This window comes from Halalkalibacter sp. HAAS-P013 (assembly GCF_056619925.1).
In genome coordinates this window covers 14,648-29,523 of the sequence record NZ_JBWQTU010000029.1, presented here as the reverse complement: position 1 = coordinate 29,523, position 14,876 = coordinate 14,648, and the positions used below count along the sequence as shown (strand labels likewise).

The 14,876-nt window shown below is 39.7% G+C and carries 13 protein-coding genes and 1 riboswitch; of the genes, 11 read left to right on the top strand and 2 right to left on the bottom strand.

Features of this window, described 5'->3' with window-relative positions; translation table 11 throughout:
* The first annotated feature begins 325 nt into the window (after positions 1-325).
* A riboswitch (TPP riboswitch) is annotated at positions 326-426 on the top strand.
* A gap of 93 nt (positions 427-519) precedes the next feature.
* Genes AC1FXP_RS22350 through AC1FXP_RS22330 form a run of 5 tightly spaced genes read left to right on the top strand, consistent with a single transcriptional unit; the run spans position 520 to position 5,025 of the window.
* Complete coding sequence (locus AC1FXP_RS22350; RefSeq protein ID WP_480064142.1) at positions 520-1,800, top strand: acetylornithine deacetylase; 1,281 nt, start codon at positions 520-522, stop codon at positions 1,798-1,800.
* Positions 1,801-1,804: 4 nt separating this feature from the next.
* A complete protein-coding gene (tenA, locus tag AC1FXP_RS22345; protein WP_480064141.1) occupies positions 1,805-2,479 on the top strand; it encodes a thiaminase II in 675 nt (224 codons plus the stop codon).
* Entirely contained in the window at positions 2,472-3,245 is a 774-nt protein-coding gene (locus AC1FXP_RS22340; RefSeq protein WP_480064140.1) for an ABC transporter ATP-binding protein, read from the top strand. Before tenA ends, AC1FXP_RS22340 begins: the two co-directional genes overlap by 8 nt.
* The gene (locus AC1FXP_RS22335; RefSeq protein ID WP_480064139.1) at positions 3,242-3,994 is read left to right on the top strand and encodes an ABC transporter permease; all 753 of its coding nucleotides are present in this window, start codon (positions 3,242-3,244) and stop codon (positions 3,992-3,994) included. The genes AC1FXP_RS22340 and AC1FXP_RS22335 overlap by 4 nt, the downstream gene beginning before the upstream one ends.
* Positions 3,991-5,025 (top strand): ABC transporter substrate-binding protein, encoded by a 1,035-nt coding sequence (locus tag AC1FXP_RS22330; RefSeq protein WP_480064138.1) that lies wholly within the window; start codon positions 3,991-3,993, stop codon positions 5,023-5,025. The genes AC1FXP_RS22335 and AC1FXP_RS22330 overlap by 4 nt, the downstream gene beginning before the upstream one ends.
* A 728-nt stretch (positions 5,026-5,753) precedes the next feature.
* Here AC1FXP_RS22330 and AC1FXP_RS22325 read toward each other — a convergent pair.
* Positions 5,754-6,944 carry a helix-turn-helix domain-containing protein gene (locus AC1FXP_RS22325; RefSeq protein WP_480064137.1) on the bottom strand — a complete coding sequence of 397 codons (1,191 nt, stop codon included), beginning with the start codon at positions 6,942-6,944 and terminating at the stop codon, positions 5,754-5,756.
* Positions 6,945-7,189: 245 nt separating this feature from the next.
* Between AC1FXP_RS22325 and AC1FXP_RS22320 the strand changes: the two genes are divergently transcribed.
* Both AC1FXP_RS22320 and AC1FXP_RS22315 read left to right on the top strand, forming a co-directional pair.
* Positions 7,190-8,221, top strand: coding sequence for an ABC transporter substrate-binding protein (locus AC1FXP_RS22320; protein ID WP_480064136.1), 1,032 nt, complete (start codon positions 7,190-7,192; stop codon positions 8,219-8,221).
* 27 nt (positions 8,222-8,248) lie between these two features.
* Positions 8,249-9,070, top strand: coding sequence for a sulfite exporter TauE/SafE family protein (locus tag AC1FXP_RS22315; RefSeq protein ID WP_480064135.1), 822 nt, complete (start codon positions 8,249-8,251; stop codon positions 9,068-9,070).
* A gap of 47 nt (positions 9,071-9,117) precedes the next feature.
* On the opposite strand, the gene AC1FXP_RS22310 is transcribed toward AC1FXP_RS22315, so the two are convergent.
* Complete coding sequence (locus tag AC1FXP_RS22310) at positions 9,118-10,533, bottom strand: amidohydrolase family protein (protein WP_480064134.1); 1,416 nt, start codon at positions 10,531-10,533, stop codon at positions 9,118-9,120.
* Between the two features lie 755 nt (positions 10,534-11,288).
* On the opposite strand from AC1FXP_RS22310, the gene AC1FXP_RS22305 reads away from it, so the two are divergent.
* The 4 genes from AC1FXP_RS22305 to AC1FXP_RS22290 all read left to right on the top strand — a co-directional run bounded on the left by AC1FXP_RS22305 (position 11,289) and on the right by AC1FXP_RS22290 (position 14,160).
* Complete coding sequence (locus AC1FXP_RS22305) at positions 11,289-11,765, top strand: cell wall hydrolase (RefSeq protein WP_480064133.1); 477 nt, start codon at positions 11,289-11,291, stop codon at positions 11,763-11,765.
* 20 nt (positions 11,766-11,785) lie between these two features.
* Positions 11,786-12,244 (top strand): spore coat protein GerQ, encoded by a 459-nt coding sequence (gene gerQ, locus AC1FXP_RS22300; protein ID WP_480064132.1) that lies wholly within the window; start codon positions 11,786-11,788, stop codon positions 12,242-12,244.
* A gap of 509 nt (positions 12,245-12,753) precedes the next feature.
* On the top strand, positions 12,754-13,413 hold the full coding sequence (locus AC1FXP_RS22295; protein ID WP_480064131.1) for an SOS response-associated peptidase: 660 nt from the start codon (positions 12,754-12,756) through the stop codon (positions 13,411-13,413).
* Positions 13,414-13,731: 318 nt separating this feature from the next.
* Positions 13,732-14,160 (top strand): hypothetical protein, encoded by a 429-nt coding sequence (locus AC1FXP_RS22290; RefSeq protein WP_480064130.1) that lies wholly within the window; start codon positions 13,732-13,734, stop codon positions 14,158-14,160.
* Positions 14,161-14,876: the final 716 nt, after the last annotated feature.

Here is a 14,876-nt window from a genome sequence, read left to right as displayed (position 1 = left end):
CGTTATTACAACGAAAAAAGAACCCAGTATAAACTGGGTCTCGTTACTCCGAAGAGATATTATTTAGATTATAAAATTGCAGGTTAATGTCGTATTTATCTTTGTCTATTATTAGGGGGATTGACCACAGCGTACTATTAGTTATATCGTAACGTGAAGCCACGCGTCTAACACACAAAGAGGCAATCGGCCGATTGTCTCCTTTTTATCGATAAACTCGGGGAGTCACAGTGACGATAATCAGTGCAACTGTATTTTTTTTCATTGCACCTACTACGGAACTGTGTTAGAAATAGAAATAGGATTATCTTACAACTAAAAATGAATTAACTGCTAGGGGTGCTTTTTAGCTGAGAGAGACGTTTGTCTTAACCCTTATCACCTGATCTAGGTCATTCTAGCGTAGGGAAGAAGTTTTACATGAACATATTACTGTTTAATATTTAGTAATAGTTTTGGATAAGTCCGCTTCTTCTCTCTGAAGGAGCGGTTTTTTTATATCGAGTAGAGGTGGAAGCGATGAGAGAAAAATTACAAGCGATAGTTTCACAAGTGGAGGAGCATCATGAGGAGTTAATCGAGCTTGTAAAAACGTTAATCTCCTTTGAGACACCGGCACCTCCTGCACGTAATACAAAGGATGCACAGACCTTTATAGCTAGTCGGTTAAAAGAGCTTGGGTTTGGAGTAGATATATGGGATGTATACCCAAACGACCCGAATGTAGTTGGAACATTAAAAGGGAGCCATTCATCTGAGTATAATAGTTTAATTATTAACGGTCATATCGATGTAGCAGAGGTGAATGAGGAGGAAAATTGGGAAGTGGGCCCATTTGCCCCGCTCGTCCGTGACGGCGTCATTATCGGGCGTGGTGCTGCCGACATGAAGGGAGGATTGGCCGGTGCATTATTTGCCCTACAGCTCCTTCAAAAAAATGGTGTGGAGTTGCCGGGAGACATACTATTTCAGTCAGTTATAGGTGAAGAAGTCGGTGAAGCTGGGACACTAGAATGTACGAAGCGTGGATATACAGCAGATTTTGCAATCGTTGTTGATACGAGCGATTTACATATTCAAGGGCAAGGCGGCGTTATTACCGGTTGGATTACGATAAAAAGTAAGCAAACGTTCCATGATGCAACAAGGCGCAATATGATCCATGCCGGCGGTGGTATGTTTGGTGCAAGCGCAATTGAAAAAATGATGAAGGTGATTGCAGGGTTACAGGAGCTTGAACGCCACTGGGCTGTTACAAAAAGTTACCCAGGTTTTTTACCAGGTACAAACACTATTAATCCTGCGGTTATCGAAGGTGGAAGGCATGCAGCGTTTATTGCAGACGAATGTCGACTATGGATTACCGTGCATTACTACCCAAATGAAACGTATGAATCTGTGTCAAAGGAAATTGAAGAACATATATTAAACGTTGCTCAAGGAGATCCGTGGCTAAAGGATAATCCTCCTATGTTTACTTGGGGTGGAACATCGATGATAGAGGATCGTGGCGAAATTTTCCCTTCACTGGAAGTCGACAAAAATCACTCTGGTGTAAAGCTCTTGGCACATACTCACGAAGTTGTTTCAGAGAAAGAAGCTATCATTGATGTTTCTCCGACCGTAACCGATGGCGGCTGGTTAGGAGATGCAGGAATTCCTACCGTTATTTATGGGCCAGGAGATTTACAAAATGCTCATGCGGTCAACGAACAAGTTTCAATCGAGCAACTAGTTGAATATACGAAGGTGTTGCTTGCGTTTATTTATGAATGGAGTCATACAAAGAGGAGTGAATAAGCAAATGAAATTTAGTGAACGTCTATACGAAAAGTTGCAGCCGATTTGGCGAAAGAATCATGCTCATCCGTTTGTCCAAGGTATAGGAAGTGGGACGCTCGATAAAGAAAAGTTCCGTTTTTTTATGGTGCAAGATTACTTATATTTAATTGATTATGCCAAGCTGTTTGCCCTCGGGGCAATGAAAACCGATGATGTAGAGACGATGGGGAAGTTCGCTCACCTGTTAGATTCGACGTTGAATACGGAAATGGCTCTGCACCGCGAATATGCAAAAAAGTTTCATATATCAGAAGAAGAGTTAGAGCATGCCAAGCCATCGCCAACGACGCTTGCATACACGCATTACATGCTGCACGTCGGCCAAAATGGAACGATTACTGATCTTGTTGCAGCCCTTTTGCCTTGTATGTGGAGCTATTGGGAAATCGGCAAAGAACTTAATCAAATTCCAGGAGCAGCGGACCACGAATTTTACGGTGAATGGATTCAGATGTACTCCTCCGAGGAATTTGGTTCACTTGCAATTTGGTGCATCGACCTTTTAGATAGTTTAACAGAAGGAAAACGAGAAGATGAATTGCTAAAGTTGGAGGAAATTTTCCTGAATACGACGAGGTTTGAGTATATGTTTTGGGATATGTCCTATAACCTTGAGATGTGGCCAACAGATGAGTAAAGAGGCTTTACAATTTAAGGAGGTAAGCTTTGCCTATAATGCTGAGGATGCAAATTCGCAACGAATGCTGGACTCGCTTAATTTGAATGTAACGAGAGGAGAATTTATCAGCATTATAGGGGCGAGTGGCTCTGGCAAAACGACGATTTTTAAGTTGATTACCGGGTTGGAGCAACCTACTGCTGGGAAAATTTTATTAGACGGATCCGAAAGAAAAGACCGCCTTGGCCATGTTGGCTATATGCCGCAGCAAGATCTTCTCATGCCGTGGCGGACGATTATAGAAAATGCAGCATTGCCGCTAGAGATTCAAGGGGTCAGACGCTCGGAAGCACATAAAAGAGTCAAGATGCTGCTGCAAGAGTTTGGCCTTCAAGGGGTGGAAAAAAAATATCCCGGTGATTTATCTGGAGGTATGAAGCAGCGCGTATCCTTTTTAAGAACGATATTAAGCGGTGCTAATGTTCTTTTGCTGGATGAACCGTTTAGTGCTCTCGATGCGATAACCAAGCTGACGATGCAGGAGTGGTTGTTGGTGCAGTGGCAAAAGCGGGAAAATACGATACTGTTTATTACTCATGATGTCGATGAAGCTCTATTTCTTTCTGACCGTATTTTTGTATTAACAGATACCCCTATTAGAGAGCTGAAGGAAATTGTTGTACCGTTGTCTCGTCCTAGAACCATTCGTGACATGAATAGCACGGAAGTAGTTTCGTTAAAAGAGCAGTTGCTTCTAAAGCTTCGTCATAAGGTGATGCTATGAGGCCGTGGAACGATTATCTGTTTCCTATGTCACTTGTGCTGGTATTACTTGTTGGTTGGGAGATAGGAGCTAGAGCAGTAGGAATGTCTTATATTCTGCCGGCACCGACGGAGGTTGTTTTAAAATTATGGGAATTGAAAGAGATCCTATTTTTAAGACACCTACCAGCTACGCTATCTATCATTTTAGTAGGGTTATCAATTTCTATTATTTTTGGGGTCGGATTAGCAATATGGATGAGCCAAAGTAAGATTGCGGAGAAAGCATTTTATCCCATTATGATTGCTTCACAAACAATCCCAATTATTGCCTTAGCACCAATTTTTGTTCTCTGGTTTGGCTACTCCATTTGGAGCAAAGTAGTAGTAACTGTACTTATTACGTTTTTTCCAATTACCGTTAATACGTTTGACGGACTTCGCTCAAGCAGCAAGGAATTAAAGGATCTACTTCTTACTTTAGGTGCAAAAAAAAGAGATATCTTTTTTAAACTATACGTTCCCTCAGCATTGCCCCATTTTTTTTCTGGGCTGAAGGTAGCTGTTACGTTGAGCGTCATAGGTGCAGCAATTGGAGAGTGGCTTGGAGCCCAAGCGGGTCTTGGTTATTTCAGTAGACGAATGATGACGCAATTTGACGGAGCTGGAGTATTTGCCCCAATCCTATTATTATCACTCGTCGGAATCGTGTTATTTTTATTCGTTGTACTTATAGAAAAAATTACATTAAAGTGGAGGAAAACAGGATGAAAAAGATTATTATTTTTAGTATGATTGCTGCACTATTATTGCTTATTGCAGCTTGTGGAAATAACAATGGTGGCACTGTAGACGAATCGCAAGGAACTAAAGGAGAAGGAGCAACGGAAACAACTGAATTAGCAGAGGTTGATATTATGCTAGATTGGTATCCAAATGCCGTACATAGTTATTTATATGTAGCTCAGGAAAAAGGATATTTTGAAGAAGAAGGTGTTAAAGTAAATATTCAGTTTCCTGCCAATCCGACTGACCCGATTAACTTAGCTGCAGCAGGACAGATTACATTAGGAATTACATATCAACCAGATGTTATCATGGCCCGCGAAAAGGGGGTACCAGTAAAGTCAATCGGTGCAGTCGTTCGTTCACCGCTGAATCACATTGTTGTGTTAGAGGATAGTGCGATCGAATCACCTAAAGATTTAGAAGGAAAAAAAGTGGGTTATCCTGGGATACCGGTAAATATTCCACTTTTAAAGACAATGGTAGAAGCAGATGGCGGCAACCCAGATGAAGTGGAGATGGTGGATGTAGGTTTTGAATTAGGGTCATCAATTGTAACAGGTAATGTCGATGCGGTTATAGGTGCCTATATTAACCATGAAGTACCAGTTTTAGCTCACAAAGGGCATGAAACTCGCTTCTTTAACCCGGTTGATTTTGGGGTGCCAAGCTTTTATGAATTAGTCGTAGTAACGAACGATGCGACTTGGGAAAACAAAGAGGATGCAATCCGTGCCTTTTGGCGTGGAGCCACAAAAGGCTATGAATTTATGAAAGATAATCCGGAAGATGCTTTAAACGTTTTATTAACAAATCAAGACGAAGCGAATTTCCCGCTAATTGAAGAAGTAGAGAAACAAAGTTTAGAAATTTTGCTTCCAAAAATGGCTTCGGAACAAGGCTTTGGCAGCCAGGAAGCTGCATCATGGCAAGAGACGATTCAATGGTTGAAAAACTTTGGGTTAATTGAAGAAGAACCTGTAATCGAAGAGATTTTTGTTAATATTGTAGAGTAATGAATGGAGCAAAAGAAAAACCGCTACCCAGGGTAAAATATACCCCGGGTAGCGGTTTTTAAGTCGGATTTGGTTCCATCTCATTTTTGCCATGGCGGTCTTTTCCTTATTGCGTAGCGGTGAAGGAAGTACTTTTACGTCATTTCGGAACGACTTTAACATGGAGAATGCCATTAAAATTAGTTCGGTTGCAAGAGGAAGGGTTCTGACGATCAGGACAACCTATTTCTATCAACTTTTAGATCCAATTTCCAAAGAGCTCGCTCATGCTGCACGGGAACTAGAAAATTCGAGTAACTAAAGACATACATTGAAGAAGAAAAGATCCGCAGAAAACTTACACACGAACGTCAAGGTGAATTACTTTTCTTCTATAAAGCAAAGCATTTGATATAAGTTGCAAAGGGATAAATAATCAAAGGACAAAGCCTTAAAAATTTGTTCCGAACAACAGTATATAAAGGATTGAATAAATTCATTCAGGTATAAGTTGAAAATTTTTTTGATTGTACGCGCTTTATGGCAGAATAAGTATAATTTGAAGTTATACTTGAGGTTGCGACTGCATTCTTACTGGTAATCAAAAATTTTTGTATAAGTTTAATTTATAGGAAGAGATAAAGGCACAAAAAGCAGAAAAAGTCCGCTAGCTATGCCTTGTTTGACGCTGAAATAACAATAACCCCTGACAGAACAGTCCGTACTTCTGTATTTTTAGCAATGACCTTTTAGTACAAATACTCTAAACTCCACTCTCCCTCGATTGGTCGATCAGAGACCCTCATTAACTGTAATTTTTTAGAAGCTTCATCTAAATAATATCCTCTATACGGAATACACCCATTAGACCTCGATAGATTTCCAGTGATGGTTTGGTCTGTTACGGTTAAATTTCTTAATGTATTTAAATCTTGTTTATAAACAGCGGCATCCCATCGAACTTTTGCGACAATACTTGTAATAATTCTGTGCGATATTCCAGTTAATTCACTTAATAGTTTGGCTGCTTTGAGCGGATAGTCTCTGGCAAATTGATGTGTGCGCATATGGGCTTTTAGATAGGTTATGACAATGTCGTCATTTAATTGAGCCCAATGATCGAGAGAGATAAGACCGGTTAAATAATCATCGATAGGTCCATCAAAATGAATTGTCGAGGCACCTTGTAATTCGGATAGACTTACATACGGTTCCCACATAACACTTGCTCCAACGCCTCTTTCAATGATGTTTGAATAACTTAAGCTCATGTCTTGATTAATAACGTTACATGTTGCGTTTAACCCTGAAAGAAGTCTATTTAGCCTATGACCAGCACTAGAGTTCATAACGGTAGCAAGCGTTTGACCATGTAAATCGTTTAAGTCGCGGAAGTGAAGATCTTTTGGAATCACGAGTGAAATTCCTTCACTTTGAGACGTTTTTCCGTCAAAGGCAAGTAAGACAGGGTTGAAATTAGGCAAGACCGTACTTAAGTGATGGCTGACCATAATAGGATAGTCTCCTAATGAAGCGATTTGGATGTCGCCTGCAATCATTCCTTCTATTAACTCTAATCCATTTCCCGCATTCACCCAATTGATATGCAATGGGCGTGCAGGATTTAATTCAGCAAGTTCTTCTTCAAAAAATCCAAGTTTCTTCATTAATAATGGGCTCCACATGTGGGCAGTTTGACTTTGATATCCAATGGTGATCGTGTCCGGTACCGACCTATATGTTTGTTCTGTTTCTATAGGGTCTTTTACCTTTGAGTGCTGACGAACCCATTGATGAAGCTCTTGTTTATGAAAGAAAATTTCTTTTCCAATTTTTATAAAAGGCAAGCGCTTTGATTTACGCCATCGGTCTATTGTTGAACGACTAACTTGTAATAGGTCAATCGCTTCCTGCATGGTGATAAGGTCTAAATCATTCATTGCTTATGGCTCTCCTTTTAGTAGTCCTTTCCTACAGTATAGTAAATTTTAAGTGAACTAGGCATTGTTACGTCAGGAAATGTTCCATTCATGTTTATAGTTGTAAGGAGGATGGAATTTTATGGGTTTGTTCATCATTGTTCGTCAATTTTACTCACTCCTCATGAATCTCTTAATCTATATTGAATGCCTTAATATTCAATGCTACTTTATAATTATCTTTAGGAGCAAAGGGAGGAATGAAAATGAAAAAGATTGGCGCTTTTATCAGTTTAGTGATGATGTTTTCTTTAATGTTAGCAGGTTGTGGGGGTGCTGCTGAAAGTGATGTCACTGAGTCAACTGAATCAATTGAATCTGCTGAAACGAATGCAGAAGCCAGTGAAGTATTAACAGAAATTAAACAAATTACGTCTTGGTTTGCACAGCCAGACCATGGAGGTCAATATGCAGCTTTAGCAAAAGGTTTTTACGAGGAAGCAGGAATAGATATGACGATTGAATCAGGTGGCCCACAAGTATCCGCTGTTCAAATCGTTGCATCGGGTGAAGCTGATTTTGGCATGGCACCTGCAGATGCGCTCATAGCTGCACGTGATCAAGGGATTCCGGTTGTCGGTCTAGCTGCAATTTTGCAATCTAATCCACAAATTTTACTGTTTCATAAAGATACACCGATAAACGATTTCTCTGATTTAGATGGAAGAACGGTTTATGTTGCACCAGGAGTCATGTATTGGGAATACATTCAAAATGCCTACAATTTAGATGATGTTGAAGAGATGGCATTCACAGGGCAATTTGGTCCTTTTATTGCTGATGAAGAATCTGTAAGTCAAGCATTTGTGACAACTGCTCCGTATAACTTAGCGCAAGAAGGAGTAGAAGTTGATTACTTGTTTATTGATGATTCAGGCTACGAAACGTATGCAAATGTACTTTTCACAACAGAGGATTATATTGAAGAAAACTATGAGACGGTTAAGGCATATATTGAAGCTAGTTTAAAAGGTTGGGACTACTATAAAACGAATTACGATGAAATCAATCCAGTTATCCAAGAAGCCAATCCAGACTATGATCTTGAAGCATTGGCTTACGGATCGGAGGCATTAATTGATTTAATTTATGGAAGTGATGCGGCTGAACACGGAGTAGGTTATATGTCTGAGACGAAATGGTCGAAACTTTTAAATCAATTGAAAGATATAGGAATTGTAGAATCAGATATCGATGTAAATGAATTATTTACATCCGAATTTCTTCCAAATGATTGACAAATAAAGTAGACGAAGGAGAATCTTTTGCTAACACATGACAATAAACGAAAACATTTTGCAATGAAAGTGAGTTTGATGGGTCTTTTTGGAGGGTTTTTCGGAGGACTTCTTGGAATTGGCGGCTCGTTTCTCGTTATCCCTTTTTTAATCGCAGTCTTTGGCCTTAGTCCACATAAGTCACACGCCACAGCGCTTCCTGTTGCATTTGCTTCAGGGGTAGCCGCTCTCGGTTTTTATTTTTCATCAGGTCAGGTGAACGTGACGATCAGTCTCCAAGTTATGATTGGCTGTTTAACAGGAGTCATTGCTGGAACGTATCTTATGAAATATGTCAAAGGACAAATGCTGAGCTTCCTTTTCGGCCTTTTTCTATTATCACTGGCTGGTCTATATATGTTCCCTGTGTCTCCACTAGATACTATTGTTTCTACGGGTGAACTGTATACAATTATCATGGCGGTTGCGCTTGGTCTTGTGGCAGGACTCTCAAGTGGATTATTCGGAGCGGGAGGGGGTACCATTTTAGTGCCGGGTACGGTTATTTTATTACAGGTAAGTGAGCATATGGGGCAAGGAGTTTCCCTCCTTGCGATTATTCCAACAACGATTCTAGGTACTTGGCTGCAATATAAACAAGATAACTTGGCCCTTCATATTGTTCCATTGTTAACAGGTACAGCTTTTATCGGGGGCTTAGCGGGAGGATATATGGCCATTCTCACTCACGGTATGATTTTAAGAATATTGATTGTCATGGCATTGCTCTATATTGGTGTACAAAATACAATCAAAAACTATCCTTGGAGAAAAAAAGTTCCTTCAGGGCAAGTTTCCAAAGCGAATTAAAAAAAGATTTCTTTCCTTCATTTATTGAAGGGAAGAAATCTTTTTTACTATGTTTTCCGATAAGATTGAAATAATTTTCGATGTTCAGAAGATGTCGGGTGAAGCTTCTTAATTGGGGCTTGGTCGATTGCATCATTTACCCGCTTAGATACCTCACGCATTAAGGATCGAGCGTCCCAATCCAGTGGCCAACCATTCCATAAACGCAATTCACCAGCAACAAAAACACCTATAATTTGATCACGATTCCCAAAACGAGTCAGCTCCCAAATAAGATCACGAGAAGGATGAAATTCAGGGATATCGATGTCTATAATAAGAAAATCAGCTGCTTTTCCTGTGGCAATTTCCCCTGTTATGTTTTCGAGGGAGATGGCTTCTGCCCCTCCCGAGGTAGCATGGTCGAACCAAGGCCAACCTCCACCAGTTGAAAAATCACCAGTTGGAATTCCAAAGGCTAAGCGTTGTGTTGCTTCTGCAGCATCTAGTAATCGGAACCCATCACTTCTTGTACTATCTGTTCCAATTCCGAATCGAATTCCTAGTTCGTGCATGGATGTTGCTGGAGCTGTCGCATTGCCTTTCCATAATGTTGCAACAGGATTATAGGCAATAGCCGTATCTGTTTCTTTAATTAAACGTAATTCATGAGGTGTTAGTAACGTAGCGTGGGCAATGAGAGTTTGAGGACCTAGTGCTTCAACAGAATGTAAATGTTCAAGAGGTCTCAGTCCTTGGTCAATTATTGACCGTTCGACAGCGGAGAGATGCTCATTCACATGCGTTTGGAACACAACTCCTGCTTCATGACATAGGGAAGCAACACTGTATAACATTTCATTGGATGCTGCTTCTGGAATAGAGATGGCTAAAGAAGGATGAATAAGGCCATTGCTTTGCCAATTTGCTAAGTGCCTCTCAGCTCGTTGTAGTAGTTGGTGCGACTCCAATGTAGGAGCACCGCCTTTATCATTACAAATTAAGCCAAGCACACATCGCAAACCAGCGTCTTTCACCGCCTGGGCTAACGGAGCTAGATCTCCTTCTGCACGAGTTCCAGCATCAACAACTGTTGTAAATCCGCCTCTAAGTGACTCAAGTGCTGCCAGTTTGCCAGCAAGATACACGAGGTCTTCAGTAAGAGAGCCTTCTAGTGGCACCCATATTCTCTTGAAAATTTCAGATGGTTCCCCAAATGCTAAGGTTTTTCCGAAAGCTTGTGTAAGATGATGGTGTGCATCGATAAAGCCAGGCATTAAGGCAACATCAGGCATGCTTATTTGTTTCGTGTCAGCATAGCGAAGTTGTAATTCAATAGAAGGACCGACATCGGCAAATTGCCCGTTATGAACAAGCACAGAATAATCCGTAACGGGCCCATCTCTCAGAATTACGTATTCAGGCAAAAAAAGCATTGGTTCGTCTGTGAAAATTTTTGGATCAATAGACATTCGAGTACTCATCAAACCCCACCCTTCTCACGATTAATAGATAGCCTTAAAGTAACAGTAAGATCTAAAGTCGTCAATGAATAGGGAAGCTAGTGACGATGAATGACGAAAATTGAACAATATTACCAATTTTATACAAAATATGTTTTTTGCGATTGATTTTTTCTACATACGTTATTGCTGCTTCAAATAGAAATTTTTCCATACCAGAAGATCTTTCAATAGTTGGATTTGATAATATGAGTATATCTGCAAACCATTTTGTGGGGCTTACTACGATATCACAATAAATGGACAGGTCTTTTAACCGATGTTCTTAGCACATTTTAAATATAGAATAGCATTTTCTAACAAAGCTAATTGAAAGAAGTAGCTAATACAATAGGGATGCTCAGAAATTATTAAAGACAAAAGAAAGATTGGCGATTGAACTTGAGAGAGCAATTGGCAAACAGAAAAAAAACAGAACGTTAGGGCGTCAAGTAATTCAAACCCTACTTAAGATAATTTTGAAGGCGAGTTTTAATAAGTTGCTTGCTTTGATATAAGAGAAAAAGTGGTTTAGAGTTTGCCTTTTTAAGATCGTATTAAGAATGTAAGTCTAACTCCGATAAAGTGAAACTTGCTTTTTATGGTATTCGATATACGGGTAGTGACAGGGACTATTACTATTTAATATGCAATTTCTAAGGTTTGGGCGGGTAGGCAAGCTACCAAAACTACCTTCAGGCAATAAGTTACTTGTATAAGCCGAAGGGAGTGAGAAAATGGGTAGGCGAATCAAACATACGTCACGTGACGTGGAAGAATTAGCAAGGCTCATGCTGGCGGAGGCGATCGGTGAGGGAGCTGAAGGGATGGACTTGGTAGGAACAGTTGTGGCCAATCGGGTTGAGGCAGACTGTGATCCGGACTTCAAAAATTTGCGCAATATCAGACACGCTATCCATCAAACCATACCGGGAACTGGAATTCCTCACTTCGAGCCTGTTTTAAACGGAGCATTGTATACACAGCGTCCCACAGAAAAAGATCTCCAAAGGGCCAGGAATTTGTTGCAAGGTCATAGGAATCCTCGAGCCAGAATGAATTTGTGGTTTTTTAATCCAAGTCCGGGGCAAACATACCGAGATCCTTGTACCCCCACGATGCCAAGATCCCCTATGACTCAGTTTGATTTTGCGCACAAAAATCATTGCTTCTATGTCGCTATACCGGGCTACTGCCCAGAGTTTTATAGATGAAATAATAAGGAGATGATCTCATGACTTATGGAAACTCTAGTTATAATCCAATGAACGCTGGTTTTTATCCAGCTACCATGATGGGGAACAGTGCCGCACAACAACCAAGCGGCTTCCCGGCGGGGATGCCTTCTGGACCCGCGTATTCTGTGCCAGTGGTTCCGATGGGGACTGGGCAGCAGCTACCGACAGGAGTGGTGGAAGAATCGTTTATCGAAAATATCCTGCGCTTCAACAAAGGCAAGGTTGGTACATTCTACTTTACTTACCAAGGTAACGACAGCTGGAATTCAATGGTTTACCACGGGCGCGTTGAAACGGCTGGCCGTGACCATATCATTATCAGCGACCCGTCCAGTGGTAAACGCTACCTGCTGCTGATGGCAAATCTCGACTGGGTAGAATTTGAAGAACAAATTAACTATCCTCACACGGAAATTAGTCCGGCTGTCCAGGCGTCCATGGAAACATCGGAGTGATTGAACTGCACCCTATCAAGTAGACAGTGGAAATAATAAAAAGGATTTTAGCGGCTTTAGCTCTATATTCCATAGGGCTAAGGCCGTTTAATCGTCTTGGTATCTATCATGATTAGAAAAATGGATGTAGGGAGTGATAGATGACAGTGCTTGATATTCAATTTAATTCTAAAACCGAACAAGTTGAATTAGTACCGTAATGGTAAAACAGAAGTTCTTGCGGATCATTCTCCTACAGAGCCTCAAAAATCACCAGACAAAAAAATAGTAGCATAAAAGTAGTAAGCATAGGATCATACGATTCATCGGTATTTTCATTAATGATTGGCTATATTATTTCATATGGGTTAGTTTAGGAGGATATCTTATAATTCTTCTACTGAATTAGGTTTCTCAATTAGATGATAGTTTTTATTGTTATGTGTGAATTTTTGAGGATACATTATTTCACCTGTTTCATTTTGTTTATAATGGTAATATCAAATAATACCTTGTAGAGGTGATTATCCATGTGTGGTAGATTTACCTTGACCGCAACTAAAGAACAAATTGAAGAGCAGCTGCTCGTAGAACTGTTTGATTATCAACCAAGATTCAATATAGCTCCTAGTCAGCCTGTATTAAGTGTTATTTCAGATGGAGAAAAAAGAAGGGCTGGTTACTTAAGATGGGGTCTTGTGCCTGTTTGGGCAAAGGATCCTAAAATTGGATATAAGATGATTAATGCTCGAGGTGAAACGGTTGATGAAAAACCAGCTTTTAAACGATTACTTAAACGCCGTCGTTGTTTAATTGTTGCTGATGGATTCTATGAATGGAAACGAACGGAAGGAAATAAGAAACCATATAGAATAACTGTAAATGAAGGCATCTTTACATTTGCCGGATTGTGGGATAGATGGAAGTCTAATGATGAGGAAATTGTTTCTTGTACGATTCTTACAACAGAGCCTAATGAGTTTATGAAGGGAATCCATGATAGGATGCCAGTTATCTTGGCTGAAGAAGATAGAAAAGTTTGGTTGGATCCAAGTTTGAAGGATAAACAGATCTTAACGGACCTTATAAAGCCATATCCAGACCAAGAGATGAATGCATACGAGGTTTCGACTTTGGTTAATAGGCCTAAAAATGAGAAGGAAGAGTGCATTAGATCGTTAATGGAATAACCGCCTATTATTTGGTTTAGGTGCAACTGTCACTGCTCGAAGTATGTCGAAATAATATTGACAAATTGCGGGTGGTGACCAGGCACTTTTACTTTTCAAAAACTGTTGAAACTGAGCAGAGTAAGCTTTATATAGAGAGACCTTAGAACTTAATTTCTAAGGTTTTTTTATGGTTGAATTTGATCTTACTAATTATGCATAAGAATCTAGCATAACCACCCATAATAAAAGGCAGAATAATCATTTTCAGAACAAAGTTAGTAACTATGAATATACTAATAGTGCAAAGTGAAAAAATCATATAAAGGAGAATGTCATATGGGAAAGAAGGTAGATACGACTCTTCAAGATTTATTAGGGCTTCTAAAGTTGCCGTCTGATACAAGTTTGCGTGACTTACTCGAGTGTTTATTGGCTGCTGAGAAAGATAGTCTATTAAAACCAGTACTAGATACAGATCTCGACTTAGAGTCTTTATTAAAGAAAAAAAAGGAACTTGTCCTTCCACACTTACGCGACCTTGATACTATTCGAAAGATTCTTAAACTATTAGAAGAAAAAATACAGGCAGTATTAGAGAGAATCTTAGAGCTTCTTAAAGAACTACGTAAAAAAGGCAAAGATGCAGAAAAATGTGACCCGGCGGACAAAAAGCGACTTTTAAAATTAATCCTACTATTATTGAATCTTCTTAATCTTAAAGACCTCCTCGAAAAATTGGAAGCCATTCTTGATAAGAAAAAATAACAAACTTTCTTTAGGTAAAACTTTTGGTTTTACCTTCGGTGGGACAACCACCTAATCGATTCGAGTCAGTTGAACGACTCTCATAAATGAATGTATGCTTAAGGGGATGCAAGGGGACGGTCCGAGACTGGTGAAAAAGTACAATTTCTATTAAAAAGAGGGAACCCAACTACAACAAGTAGTATCTGTTCGGAGTTTCATTTTCCATATACAGTAGTTAGAGTTATAACTTTTGAATTTTTCACTGATCCCGAACCGTCCCAGTGCTTCTCTAGCCTCCTCATGGTGAAAATGAAAACCGTAGGCTGGAGAAAGACTTAGAGATAATTGATTCGGGAGGGGATCATTTGGTTTCCTCTGGTGAGCTTATTAATAAACAAATGCAAATTATTGTGAAAGGATAAGTTTCCTCCTCCAAAAATATAGAAACGCCTGTGGTTGTCCATTTTAGGAAATCACAGGCTCTTTTTTTACCATAAGTATTTATAAGGTTTTAGATTCATTAGCAAATCAAGTTCTTATAGGAAATCATATCTGATTAGCCTATCAACCCCAATTTATTTTATCAAGAGGATATCATATCAGTTTCAGTAGAGGAATGAGAAAGTGATTGTTTATATAAAAGTTACAGTATGAGTGGTATGATAATAATAAAGATATAAAGGATAATTAAGGAAAAGATATTGTTCAATCCATATGCTAGGCTTGGTAAGCAA

Coding starts and splice junctions, on each gene's coding strand:
- AC1FXP_RS22350 (WP_480064142.1), top strand. CDS start 520: ATGAGAGAAAAATTACAAGCGATAGTTTCACAAGTGGAGGAGCATCAT.
- tenA (WP_480064141.1), top strand. CDS start 1,805: ATGAAATTTAGTGAACGTCTATACGAAAAGTTGCAGCCGATTTGGCGA.
- AC1FXP_RS22340 (WP_480064140.1), top strand. CDS start 2,472: ATGAGTAAAGAGGCTTTACAATTTAAGGAGGTAAGCTTTGCCTATAAT.
- AC1FXP_RS22335 (WP_480064139.1), top strand. CDS start 3,242: ATGAGGCCGTGGAACGATTATCTGTTTCCTATGTCACTTGTGCTGGTA.
- AC1FXP_RS22330 (WP_480064138.1), top strand. CDS start 3,991: ATGAAAAAGATTATTATTTTTAGTATGATTGCTGCACTATTATTGCTT.
- AC1FXP_RS22325 (WP_480064137.1), bottom strand. CDS start 6,944: ATGAATGATTTAGACCTTATCACCATGCAGGAAGCGATTGACCTATTA.
- AC1FXP_RS22320 (WP_480064136.1), top strand. CDS start 7,190: ATGAAAAAGATTGGCGCTTTTATCAGTTTAGTGATGATGTTTTCTTTA.
- AC1FXP_RS22310 (WP_480064134.1), bottom strand. CDS start 10,533: ATGAGTACTCGAATGTCTATTGATCCAAAAATTTTCACAGACGAACCA.
- AC1FXP_RS22305 (WP_480064133.1), top strand. CDS start 11,289: ATGGGTAGGCGAATCAAACATACGTCACGTGACGTGGAAGAATTAGCA.
- gerQ (WP_480064132.1), top strand. CDS start 11,786: ATGACTTATGGAAACTCTAGTTATAATCCAATGAACGCTGGTTTTTAT.
- AC1FXP_RS22295 (WP_480064131.1), top strand. CDS start 12,754: ATGTGTGGTAGATTTACCTTGACCGCAACTAAAGAACAAATTGAAGAG.
- AC1FXP_RS22290 (WP_480064130.1), top strand. CDS start 13,732: ATGGGAAAGAAGGTAGATACGACTCTTCAAGATTTATTAGGGCTTCTA.